The sequence below is a fragment of the Rathayibacter sp. AY1C2 genome (assembly GCF_002931195.1).
GTDB lineage: Bacteria > Actinomycetota > Actinomycetes > Actinomycetales > Microbacteriaceae > Rathayibacter.
Window position 1 is genome coordinate 112,277 of record NZ_PSWG01000008.1, and the last position, 11,521, is coordinate 123,797.

The following is an 11,521-nucleotide window of genomic DNA, read 5'->3' on the forward strand; positions in this document are numbered from 1 at the left end:
TCCGCATTGCTAGCGTGACCGACACCTCAGCATCGTCGTGCGGCGCATGCGCGGCACGCAGAAAGGTGCGCAGTGACTGTCGTCGACCTCATCGCCTTCATCCGGCGGAACTGGCGGACCCTCGTGGTCGCCGTGCTCGTCGGAGCCCTGGCGATGGCCGCCTTCTCGTTCCTCACTCCGAAGGTCTACGAGTCGAGCTCGGCCGGATTCGTGATCGCCGCGAGCGACGGCAGCTCGGCCGATGCGATCAGCGGGTCGCAGACCGCGGTGACCCGGGCGAACGCCTACCTGCCGCTGATCTCGAGCAGCGCCGTCTCCGAGCGGATCGAGGCCGACCCGGAGGCGAACCCCGGCGGAGAGGCCCTGAGCGGCCGCCTCACCGCGAGGGTCGCTCCGGGCAGCACCCTGATCGAGGTCACCGCCGAGGCCGGGACCGCGCAGAACGCCGCAGCCCTGGCCAACGGGGCGCTCGCGGCGCTGGCGGCCGTCATCACCGACATCGAGACGCAGTCCACGGCCGACCGCACGCCGCAGATCACCGTCGTCCCGCTCGAGAACGCGGAGCCGCCCGCCGCCCCGACGAGCCCCGACTGGGTGCGGAACATCCTGCTCGGCGCCCTGGGCGGGCTCGTGCTCGGCTTCGGCCTCGCCTTCCTCCGGCGGGCCCTCGACATCCGCGTGCGGACCGTCGACGACCTCACCGAGCTCTTCGGCGTCGGCGTCCTCGGGCGCATCCCCAAGGCGGGACGCCCGGGCCGGACCGGCGGCCGCCGCGGCACCGACGCGCTCACCGCGGAGGCGTTCCGCTCGCTCCGGACGGGCCTGCGCTTCTCCAGCGTCGACGAGGAGACGCGCAGCGTCGTGATCACCAGCGCCAACCAGGCCGAGGGAAAGTCCACGATCGCCGCCGGACTGGCCCGCGTCACCGCGGAGTCCGGGCAGCGCACCCTCCTGGTCGACGCGGACCTCCGCCGGCCCTCCGTGGCGCGGATGCTGGACATCGACGGCGCCATCGGCCTCAGCGAGGTCCTCAGCCACCAGATCCCCGTGGACGACGCGATCCGCCCCACCGGAACCGCGGGCCTCTACGCCCTCCCGGCCGGGCACATCCCGCCGAACCCGTCCGAGATGCTCGGCTCCGAGGCGATGCGCGCCCTGGTCGCGCGCCTGTCGAAGGACTACTTCGTCATCATCGACGCGCCGCCCGTGCTGCCCGTCACCGACGCCTCCATCGTCGCGACCGTCGTCGACGGCGTCGTCTTCGTCGTCGCCTCGAACCAGACGCGCCGGCCCGAGGTGGTCGCCGCCCGGCGGATCGTCCAGCAGGTCCGCGCCCGCGTGCTCGGCACCGTGCTCAACATGGTCACCGCCCGCGACGGCGACACCGGGTACTACTACTACGACCGCAAGAACGCGTACTACGCCGAGCCGCAGCCGGCGACGGGGCGCAAGCGCGCGGCGGCGGCACCGCGCCGGTCCGAGCTCGCCCCGGTGGAGTCGCGGGCCCTGCCTCCGCAGACGTCCCGCCGGGCGGCTCGATGAGCGGGCGCCTGCTCCTGCTCTGCCATGCGAACGTGGCCCGGTCGCCCTCGGCCGAGCTGATCGCGGCGCGCCTGCTCGGCGCCGGCTCCGACTGGCGGGTCGAGAGCGCGGGAACGCACGCGGAGGTCGGCCGCGGGCTCGACCCCGAGCTCAGCGATGCGCTGCGGGCCCGCGGGCTCTCCACGGCCGGGCACCGCGCGCGCCAGGCCGACGGCCGGATGCTCGCCGGCGCCGACCCCGTGCTCGTGTTCGAGGCGGGCCAGCGCGAGTGGGTCACCCGCCACTTCCCGGCCGCCGCGCGCCGCACCACCACGGTCCGCCGGGCGGCGCGGCTGGCGGGAGCCGCCCCCGGCGTCCCGCTCCTGCGGCTGCTCGCCGACGACACCGCCCCCTACGGCGCCGAGGACGACTTCGCCGACCCGTTCGGGCGCGGACCGGACGTCGCCGCGGCGGCCGTCGAGGACATCGATGCCCTGCTCCGGGTGATCCTCCCCGCTCTCGGCGCTCTGCCCGTCGGCGCGGAGCCCCCGGCCGCCACCGTCCGGAGCACCCGCCGCTCGCTCCGCCGGGACCGCGCCGCCGAGACGGTCGCGAGGTGACCGCCGAGGGGGTGAGCGTCGTGATCCCGCACTACGGCGACCCCGCGCCCGCGCTCGCCCTCGTCGAGCGGCTCCGCAGCCAGGAGTCGCCCCCCGCCCTCGAGATCGTCGTCGTCGACGACGCCTCCCCGATCCCGTTCCCGGCCGGGACCGACGGAGTGGAGGTCGTGCGGCGCGAGCGGAACGGCGGCTTCGGCGCAGCGGTGAACACGGGCGCCGCCCGGGCGCGCCACCCGCTGCTCCTGGTGCTCAACAGCGACCTCGTCGTCGGACCCTCCTTCCTCCGCGACCTGCTCGAGGCGGGACGGCCGTGGCTGCCCGCGGTCGTCGCTCCGGACCTCGTCGACGCGGGCGGGGAGCGGCAGTGGGTCGGCCGGCGCTTCCCGCGGCTGCACCACTACGTCGTGGAGTGGCTCACTCCGCTCGCGCGCTGGCGCCCGCGGCTGCACGCCGCCGTCGGCCACGACACCCGGTGCGCCCCGGGCGCGACGGTGCCGGTGGACTGGGTGGTGGGCGCCGTGATGCTGCTGCCGGTGGCCGAGTTCCGCGCGGTCGGCGGGTTCGACGAGTCCTTCCACATGAACTGCGAGGAGGTCGACCTCCAGCGCCGGCTGCGCGAGCGCGGCGTGCCCTCGGTCTTCGCCGGCTCCGTCGTCGCCGAGCACACGGGAGGCGGCTCCTCCGACCCCGCGCGCCGGCTGGTCTGGCTGGTCGCCTCGCGCCTGCGCTACGCCCGCAAGTGGGGCGGACGCCCCGCCGCCCTCGCCGCGGCCCTGCGCGCCGCCTCCGCCGTGAACCTCGCCGCCAACGCGGTGCGCGCCGCCGCCGGCAGCGACGTGCGCCCGCTGGCCGTCCTCCGGCGCGAGCTCCGGCTCGTCGCCGCCGCCGAGGCGGCGTCCCGGTGAGCGGGCCCGTGCTCGTGGTGAGCCCGGTCTTCCACGGCTACTGGGAGGCGCTCGAGTCGGCGCTGGCCCACCTGGGCGACGACGTGGTCGTCCACCGCTACGACGCCGCGACCGGGCTGGGCCACGTGCGCGACGCCCTCGGCCACCGGCTCCCCGGGGGCCGGCTCCGGCGCTCGTCCATGCGCGCCGAGACCGACCGCGCGATCGCGGCGCTGCGCACCGTCCGGCCCCGGGCCGTCCTCGTGGTGAAGGGCGACTCCCTCGGCGACGCCTGGTGGGAGGAGATCGGCCGCGCCGGCGTCCCCGTGGTGCTCTGGCTCTACGACGAGCTCCGCAACATGGGGCACCCCGTCGACCGTCTGCGCTCCCTCGCCGGGGAGGCGGTGTCGATCGTCAGCTACTCCGCCGCCGACGTCGCCGAGCTCGCCCGCGCGGGGGTTCCGGCCGGGCACCTGCCCGACGCCTTCGACTCCCTCCTCTCCTTCCGCCCCCGCCCCTCCTCCGCGGTGACCTTCGTCGGCGCCCGATACCCCGAGCGCGAGCGCGTGCTGCGGGAGCTCGCGGCCGGCGGGGTCGCGGTCGAGGCGTACGGGCGGCAGTGGTCGCGCCATCCCTGGGACGTGGCGCGCACCGGCCGCTGGCGCTCGGCCGGCGTCCCCGCCCGCCGCGACGTCCCGCGGGCGGGCTACTACGGAGTGATGGCCGGCTCGACCGCGACCCTGGCTCTGCACGGCGCGGGCCACGGCGGACTCTCGATGCGCGCCTTCGAGGCGCCGGGCGTCGGGGCGCTGACCCTGATCGACCGGCCCGAGGTGGCGGAGTTCTACGAGGTGGGCAGCGAGGTGCTCGTCTTCGAGGAGCGCGACCAGCTCGTCGAGCACGTGCGGCGGGCGGGCGCGGACCCCTCGTGGGCGCGGCGCATCCGCGAGGCGGGCGCGCGCCGCACCGGCGCCGAGCACACCTTCGTGCACCGGATGCGGGAGGTGAGGGCCCTGTGGCGCTGACGCACCCGACCGACCTGGAGGCCTGGCGCCGCTGGCAGCGCGGCCGCGACCCGCTGCGCACCGCCCGGGCGGCGCTGCGGCGCTCCGAGCCGACCCGCCTGGTGCTGCACGTGCGCGGCGACCGGCCCGCCGTCCTGCTCGCGGTGGAGGCGTCGACGGCGAGCGCCCTCGCCTCGACCGCGGCCTCGCTCGCTCCTCTCGGCGGGGCTCCCGCGGCGGTCCTCGCTCCCTCCGGAGCCGGCGACGCGCTGTCCGGGCTGCTGCCGGGCCGCTGGAGTGCGCACCCGGTCGACCCGGAGGCGGACCCGCCCGCCGAGCTGCGGAGCCTCCGCGCCGTGATCGCCACCGGCCACTTCCTCGCGGCGGGAGCGGCCGCCCACCGCTGGTCCGCGATCCTCGGCGCCCGCTTCCTGGTCGTGCAGCACGGGCTGCTCACCCCCTCCGCCCCGCCGCTCCCGCCCGGAGCGACACTGCTGGCGTTCTCGGAGGAGGACGCGGCCTTCTGGACCTCCGGCCGCAGCGACGTGGAGACCGAGGTCGTCGGCAGCCAGCTGCTCTGGACCGCGTCGCGCCGCCCGCGCCCCGAGCGGCTCGAGGAGCGGCCCCTGTTCCTCGGCCAGCTGCACGGCGCGGAGCTGCCCCGGCGGACGGCCGCGGCCACCGCCTCCCGCTTCTGCCGCGAGGCGGGCGCCGACTACCGCCCCCACCCCGCCGAGGTCGACCGCCGCTCGCGCTGGCAGCACGCGCGGTGGGAGCGCCGCGGCATCCGGGTGCTCCGCGGCGGCGACCTCGCCGCGCAGGCCCGGCCGGTCGCCTCGATCTTCTCGACCGGGGTCCTCGAGGCCGCGGCCGCCGGGATCCCCGCCTGGGTCGTCTGCGAGGACCCGCCCGCCTGGGTGCTCGAGTTCTGGAGCCGGTACCGGCTCGCGCGCTGGGGCGGGGAGACGCCGACCGCGGCTCCGCCCGTCCCGTCCGTCGAGCCGGCCGTCGCCGTCGCCCGCCGGGCACTCGCCATCGCCGAAGGAGGCACCCCGTGACCGTTCTCTGCGTCATCCCCGTGCGCGGGGGCTCGAAGGGCATACCGCGCAAGAACGCCCGCCCCGTCGCGGGCCGCCCGCTGGTGGTCTGGAGCATCGAGCAGGCGCTCGCCGCCGGTCTCGACGTGCTCGTGTCGACCGACGACCCCGAGCTGGCCGCGATCGCGGAGGGGGCGGGAGCGGACGTGCCATTCCTCCGGCCCGCCGAGCTGGCGCGCGACGAGACGGCGACCGAGCCCGTCGTGCTCCACGCGATCGAGCACCGGGCCGCGCTGGGCCGCCGCCCGGACGCGGTGATGCTGCTCCAGGCGACCTCGCCGATCCGCCTCCCGGGCACCCTCGCCCGCGCGCTCGAGCAGTTCGCCTCGACGGAGGTCGACTCGCTGGTGGGCGTCGTCCCGCAGACGCCGTTCCTCTGGCGGCTGCAGGAGGGCGACTCCGTGCCGCAGTACGACGTCACGGCCCGGCCGCGGCGCCAGGACCTCTCCGAGGCCGACTTCTTCTACCGGGAGACCGGATCCCTCTACCTCACCCGCACCGAGGTCTACGAGCGCGAGCGCAACCGGATCGGCGGCCGGGTCGGCCTGTTCGTCATGGACGAGGCGGAGGGCGGGGACATCGACACCGAGGCGGATCTCGCGGTGGTCGAGCAGACCCTCCTCGGCCTGTCGGCGGGAGGCGGCGCATGATCATCGACCGGCACCTCGCCCCGTTCATCGTCTTCGCCGAGGACCCGGTGCTCACCGCGCTGGCCAAGATCAACGCGAACAAGCAGCGGATCGTCTTCTGCGTCGACGGGCACGGGATCCTCCGCGGGTCGGTGTCCGACGGCGACTTCCGCCGCTGGATCATCGCGAACCCGACGGCCTCCCTCGACGTCCCGGCCCTCGCCGTCGCGAACACCGCCGTCCGCACGGCGGGAGCGGACGAGCCGGCCACCGCGATCGCCGCCCGGCTCGGCCGCGACGGGATCAGCCACCTCCCGCTCGTCGACGACCGCGGGCACCTCGTCGCGATCGCGGTCGAGGGCGATCGGGCGCTGCGGATCGGCCGCCACGAGGTGGGCGACGGCCACCCGGCCTTCCTGATCGCGGAGATCGGCAACAACCACAACGGCTCGGTCGATCTGGCGCGGCGGCTGGTCGACCTCGCGGTCGAGGCGGGCGCCGACGCGGTGAAGTTCCAGCTGCGCGACCTCGACTCCCTCTACCGGCGCGCCGGCGGGGCCACCGCGGGGGAGGACCTCGGCGCCCAGTACACGATCGACCTCCTGCGCCGCTTCTCGCTGCCCGCCGAGCCGCTCCTCCGGGTCTTCGACCACGCGGCCGACGCCGGGATCGACGTCCTCTGCACCCCGTGGGACGCCCCGAGCGTGCAGGCCCTCGTCGACTACGGGATCCCGGGCCTCAAGATCGCCTCGGCGGACCTCACCAACCACGGGCTGATCGAGGACGCCGGCACCCGGGGACTGCCCCTGCTGCTCAGCACCGGGATGTCCCGCGAGTCCGAGATCCTCGAGTCGGTCGCGCTGCTGCGCTCGCTCGGCACCTCCTTCGCCCTGCTGCACACCCAGTCGACGTACCCGGCGCCCTACCGCGACCTCAACCTCGCCTACCTCGACCGGCTCGCCGAGATCGGCGGCGGCGTCGTCGGCTACTCCGGCCACGAGCGGGGCTGGCATGTCCCCGTCGCCGCCGTCGCCCGCGGGGCCCGCATCGTCGAGAAGCACTTCACCGTCGACCGGGGGATGGAGGGCAACGACCACACGGTGTCCCTGCTCCCGGACGAGTTCCGCCGCATGGTCGGCGAGATCCGCGACATCGAGGACTCGCTCGGCACGCGCGACGCCCGATCGGTCTCGACGGGGGAGTCGATGAACCGCGTCTCGCTCGCGAAGTCGCTGGTCGCCTCCCGCGACCTCTCGATCGGGGACGTGGTGCGCGCCGCCGATGTCGTCGTCCGCAGCCCCGGCCGGGGCCTCCAGCCCAACGAGCTGCCGCAGCTGCTCGGCCGCGCCCTCCACCGCGACGTCGAGGAGGGCGGGTTCTTCTTCGCCGGCGACCTGCGCGAGAGCACGCCGTCCGGCCGGCCGTTCCGGTTCCGCCGCCCCTGGGGCCTGCCGGTGCGGTACCACGACCACGCGGCGCTCGCCGCGGAGTCGAACGCCGACTTCCTCGAGTTCCACTTCTCGTACCGCGACCTCGAGATCGAGCCGGACGACGTGTTCACCCGCCGCCTCGACTCCGGCTTCACCACCCACCTGCCGGACCTGTTCGCGGGCGACTTCCTCGTCGACCTCGCCTCCTTCGACGACGACGTGTGGGAGCGCTCGATCGCGGAGGTGCAGCGCACCGTCGAGACCACCCGGAGCCTCGCGCGCTGGTTCCGCCAGGAGGAGGACCCGATGATGGTCGTCACGATGGGCGGCTTCACCCGGCACGCGCACGTGGCTCCGGATCAGCGCGCTCCCCTCTACGAGCGCGTCGCCGACGCCCTCGAGCGGATCGACGCGAGCGGCGTCCGCGTGCTGGCGCAGACCCTCCCGCCCTACCCGTGGCTCATGGGCGGGCAGCAGTTCCACAACCTCTTCGTGGACCCGCGCGACACCGCCGAGTTCGCGGCCGCGACCGGCACGCCGCTCTGCCTCGACGCCTCGCACACCAAGCTCGCGGCGAACCACCTCGGGCTCGCCTTCTCGGAGGCGGTGGCGCTGCTCGCTCCGCTCAGCGCGCACCTGCACCTCGTCGATGCGACGGGTGTCGACGGCGAGGGGGTGCAGATCGGCGAGGGCGAGATCGACTGGCCGGACTTCGCGGCGTCGCTCGACGAGCTGGCGCCCGGGGTGCCGTTCATCCCCGAGATCTGGCAGGGGCACGTGAACAGCGGCGAGGGCTTCTGGACCGCGCTCGAGCGGCTGGAGGAGTGGCTGTGACCCCGCTCGCGCTCTGGACGGTGCCGGTCGGCGAGTTCGGCGGGGTGGCCCGCCACGTCCTCGACGCCGCCCGGCACGGGATCCCCGGCCACCGGCTCGTCGTGCTCTGCCCGGAGGGAGCGCTCGCCGAGCGGCTGCGGGAGCAGGGCTCGGCCGTGACGACCGGGCGCTTCGGAGTGTCCGCCGGCGCCGCCGCCTCCGTGGCGACCCTGCGCGCGACCGCGGCGGCTCTCCGCCCGGCGATCGTCCACTCCCACCTCGCCCACGCCGACCTCGTGGCCGCGGCGACCCCGCTGCCCCGCGGGGTCCACCGCGTCACGACGGAGCACGGCATCGCCGGGCCCGAAGTCTACCACCGCACCGCCCTGCGGGCGCGGACGACCGCGGCGGCGCACCACGCGCGGCTGCGGTCCTTCGACGGCGCGATCGCCGTCTCGGAGGCCACCCGCCGCACCATGATCGAGAAGTGGCGGCCGAGCCTGCCGGTGCAGGTCGTGCTGAACGGAGTCGACGCCGCGCCCCGCGACCGCGAGCCGGGGGAGCCGGGCTCCCTCCGGGTCCTCTCGCTCGCGCGCCTGGCGCCGGAGAAGCGCCTGGACGCGCTGCTCGAGGCCTTCGCGGTGCTGCACCGGCGCGTCCCCGGCGCCACGCTGACCGTCGCGGGCGAGGGACCGCTCGACGGCGCCCTGCGCGCCCGGGCCGAGCGGCTCGGCCTCGGCGACGCGGTGTCCTTCCCCGGCTTCACCGATCCGGAGGCGGCGCTCGCCGCGGCGGACGTCGTCGCCCAGCTCTCGGTCTGGGAGAACTGCTCCTACACGCTGCTCGACGCGGCCGCCCGCGGGATCGGCGTGGTCGCCTCCGCGGTGGGCGGGAACCCCGAGATCGTCGAGCGGGACTCGCTGGTCGACGCCGACGACCCGGAGGCGGTGGCCGCGGCGCTGGAGCGGCAGGCGTCGAGGGCCGCGGCTCCTCGCGCCGTGCGGGACGTCGCCGCCATGTGCGGCGGGATCGCCGCCGTGTACGAGGGGGTGGCGGCGTGAGCGGCGGGTCCCTGCGACCGGGACTGCGCACCCTCCTCTCGCTGGCCGGTGCCGCCTCTCCGGGCTGGATCACCGCCGCCGTCGCGGGCTCCCTCGCGCTCGCGGTCCTCGACACCCTGGGCGTCGCCGCGATGGTGCCGCTCATGGCGCTGCTCACCGGGACCGACACCACCACGGGCGCGCTCGGCGTCCTCTCCGGCGTCCTCGGCTCGACGGACGTCCAGACCCTCCTCCCGATCATCGCCGGCTTCGTCGCGGTCGTCTTCGTGCTCAAGAGCGCCGGGACGATCGTCTTCCGGTGGTGGCTGCTCGGCCGCACCACGCGGATCTCGGCCGACGCTGCGACGGAGCTGCTCCGGCGGTACGTCCTCGCGCCCTACGCCGTCCACCGCTCCCGGCGCCTCGCCGAGGTGTACCGGACCATCAACGACGCCAGCGCGCAGGCGGCCGGCGTGCTCCTCGGCGTGATCGGCATCGCCTCCGACCTGCTGGTGCTCGTCGCGATCGTGGCGATCCTGCTGGTCGCCTCGCCGGTCGCGACCCTGTTCGCGGCCGTCTTCTTCGCGGTGCTGCTCGGCGGCGTCCAGGCGCTCCTGCGGCGGCGGCAGGGCCGGATCGGCGAGGAGATGGCGGAGGCCGCGCTGGAGTCGTGGCAGTTCCTGCTCCCCTCGCTCGACGGGTTCCGCGAGGCGCGCCTGACCTCGAGCGCGGCGAGCCTGGTCGCCGGCTTCAGCGGGGCCAAGCGCCGCAGCGCCCAGGCTCTGCGCTCCCTCTCGCTCGTCTCGGAGCTGCCGAAGTACCTGCTCGAGATCGGCTTCGTCGTCGCCGTCGTGGGCGTCTCGGGGATCCTCGTCGCCACCGGCTCCGGCGCCGAGGCGCTCTCCGTCCTGGGCGTCTTCGCGGCCGCCTCCCTCCGCGCCCTGCCGACGCTCAACCGCGTCTCGGCCACGTTCGCGATCGTGCGCAGCGGGCAGGCGGGGCTGCGGATCGTCTCCGAGGCGGCCGAGGAGCTCGCCTCCGAGGGGGCGCACGACGAGACGCCCGGGCCGGGCGGCCGCTACTCCGGCGACATCGCGCTCGAGCACGTCACGTACCGCTACGCCGACTCCGACGTGGACGTGGTGCGGGACGTCTCGCTGGTGATCCAGCGGAACGCCACGACCGCCTTCGTCGGATCCAGCGGCGCCGGCAAGAGCACCCTCCTCGACCTGGTCCTCGGCCTGCTCCCGCCCACGAGCGGCCGGATCCTCTGCGGCGGGCGGCCGATCGACGAGGACCCGGCGGCCTGGTATGCGGGGCTCGGCGTGGTGCCGCAGGACGTGTTCCTCCTGGACGCGACCGTCGCCGCGAACGTCGCCTTCGGGGTGCCGGCGGCCGAGGTCGACCACGAGCGCGTGCGCGAGGTGCTGCGGACGGCGCAGCTCGAGGAGTTCGTCGGCGGGCTGCCGCAGGGTCTGGACACCCGCGTGGGCGAGCGCGGCGTCCGCCTCTCCGGCGGCCAGCGCCAGCGGCTCGGCCTCGCCCGGGCGCTGTACCGGCGCCCCTCGGTCCTCGTCCTCGACGAGGCGACCTCGGCGCTCGACAACCGCACGGAGCACGAGATCTCGCGGGCCGTCGCCGAGCTGCACGGCAGCATGACCGTCCTCGTGGTCGCCCACCGGCTCTCGACCGTGCGCGGCGCCGACCGGCTGCTCTTCCTCGACGGCGGCCGGATCGAGGGGGCCGGCACCTTCGAGGAGGTGCGGGCCGCGCACCCCGGCTTCGCCCAGCTCGTGGCGCTCGGAGAGCTCTCGTGAGCGGGGGAGGCCCGCGGTGGTGACGCTCGGCGACGTCCGCTCCGCGCTGCTGGCGCCCCTCCGCCGACGGGGCACGACGGTGCTGCTGCCCGGCGAGTCGTTCGGGGTCGGGAACCTCGCCTACTTCTGGCTGCAGGCCCACGCCCGTCGGAGCCGCGGGGTGCCGACCGCGGTGCGCGCGACGCGGAGGACCGCGGAGTGGGCGGAGGTCTTCCCGCGGGTCCTCGAGGAGCTCGTGGTGCCCCCGGCGGAGATGTCGTTCTTCAGCCCCCGCGAGCTCGGGAGCGTCCACCAGGAGCTCGGCGTGGAGTTCACGACGGATGAGCTGGCGGACTTCGTCGCGACGATGCTGCTCCCGCCCGGCGGCCCGTTCACCGCTCTCGCGGCGGCGGCGCGATCGGAGGCGGACCTCACCGTGAACATCCGGCGCGGCGACTACTACAGCGTCCCGGCCTTCCGCGGCCGCTACTCCTTCGACGTGGTCGAGTACGTCGACGCGGCGCTCGCCCTGGCCCGCGAGCGGGAGCCCGTGCGCAGCGTCCTGATCGTGTCGGACGACCTCGACTGGTGCCGGGTGAAGCTGGCCCGCGTCCTCGAGGGCGTCGAGGTGCGCTTCCCGGGGGCGGGGACGCCGGTGCCGCAGCAGCTCGCCCTGCTGGCCGCGTC

At 75.7% G+C, this 11,521-nt stretch carries 10 protein-coding genes; all 10 read left to right on the top strand.

Annotation, left to right across the window (positions count from 1 at the left end):
- Window positions 1-72 precede the first annotated feature (72 nt).
- Window positions 73-1,542 (top strand): polysaccharide biosynthesis tyrosine autokinase, encoded by a 1,470-nt coding sequence (locus tag C5C55_RS08405; RefSeq protein WP_104233579.1) that lies wholly within the window; start codon window positions 73-75, stop codon window positions 1,540-1,542.
- The gene (locus C5C55_RS08410) at window positions 1,539-2,141 is read left to right on the top strand and encodes a hypothetical protein (RefSeq protein WP_104233580.1); all 603 of its coding nucleotides are present in this window, start codon (window positions 1,539-1,541) and stop codon (window positions 2,139-2,141) included. The genes C5C55_RS08405 and C5C55_RS08410 overlap by 4 nt, the downstream gene beginning before the upstream one ends.
- Window positions 2,138-3,046 (top strand): glycosyltransferase family 2 protein, encoded by a 909-nt coding sequence (locus C5C55_RS08415; protein WP_104233581.1) that lies wholly within the window; start codon window positions 2,138-2,140, stop codon window positions 3,044-3,046. Before C5C55_RS08410 ends, C5C55_RS08415 begins: the two co-directional genes overlap by 4 nt.
- Window positions 3,043-4,050 carry a glycosyltransferase gene (locus C5C55_RS08420; RefSeq protein WP_104233582.1) on the top strand — a complete coding sequence of 336 codons (1,008 nt, stop codon included), beginning with the start codon at window positions 3,043-3,045 and terminating at the stop codon, window positions 4,048-4,050. Before C5C55_RS08415 ends, C5C55_RS08420 begins: the two co-directional genes overlap by 4 nt.
- Window positions 4,041-5,087 carry a hypothetical protein gene (locus tag C5C55_RS08425; RefSeq protein WP_104233583.1) on the top strand — a complete coding sequence of 349 codons (1,047 nt, stop codon included), beginning with the start codon at window positions 4,041-4,043 and terminating at the stop codon, window positions 5,085-5,087. Before C5C55_RS08420 ends, C5C55_RS08425 begins: the two co-directional genes overlap by 10 nt.
- Window positions 5,084-5,776 (top strand): cytidylyltransferase domain-containing protein, encoded by a 693-nt coding sequence (locus tag C5C55_RS08430; RefSeq protein WP_104233584.1) that lies wholly within the window; start codon window positions 5,084-5,086, stop codon window positions 5,774-5,776. The genes C5C55_RS08425 and C5C55_RS08430 overlap by 4 nt, the downstream gene beginning before the upstream one ends.
- Entirely contained in the window at window positions 5,773-8,019 is a 2,247-nt protein-coding gene (locus tag C5C55_RS08435; RefSeq protein ID WP_104233585.1) for an N-acetylneuraminate synthase family protein, read from the top strand. The genes C5C55_RS08430 and C5C55_RS08435 overlap by 4 nt, the downstream gene beginning before the upstream one ends.
- Window positions 8,016-9,059: a glycosyltransferase family 4 protein gene (locus tag C5C55_RS08440; protein ID WP_104233586.1), complete on the top strand. Its 1,044-nt coding sequence runs from the start codon at window positions 8,016-8,018 to the stop codon at window positions 9,057-9,059. The genes C5C55_RS08435 and C5C55_RS08440 overlap by 4 nt, the downstream gene beginning before the upstream one ends.
- Window positions 9,056-10,855, top strand: a complete 1,800-nt coding sequence (locus C5C55_RS08445; RefSeq protein ID WP_104224510.1) for an ABC transporter ATP-binding protein — start codon at window positions 9,056-9,058, stop codon at window positions 10,853-10,855. Before C5C55_RS08440 ends, C5C55_RS08445 begins: the two co-directional genes overlap by 4 nt.
- A 19-nt stretch (window positions 10,856-10,874) precedes the next feature.
- The coding region (locus C5C55_RS08450) for an alpha-1,2-fucosyltransferase (RefSeq protein WP_219812993.1) at window positions 10,875-11,521 on the top strand (647 nt) is incomplete at its 3' end.

Bases quoted from the DNA above. Each gene is read 5' to 3' on its own strand.
- C5C55_RS08435 (WP_104233585.1), top strand. From the start codon at position 5,773: ATGATCATCGACCGGCACCTCGCCCCGTTCATCGTCTTCGCCGAGGAC.
- C5C55_RS08410 (WP_104233580.1), top strand. From the start codon at position 1,539: ATGAGCGGGCGCCTGCTCCTGCTCTGCCATGCGAACGTGGCCCGGTCG.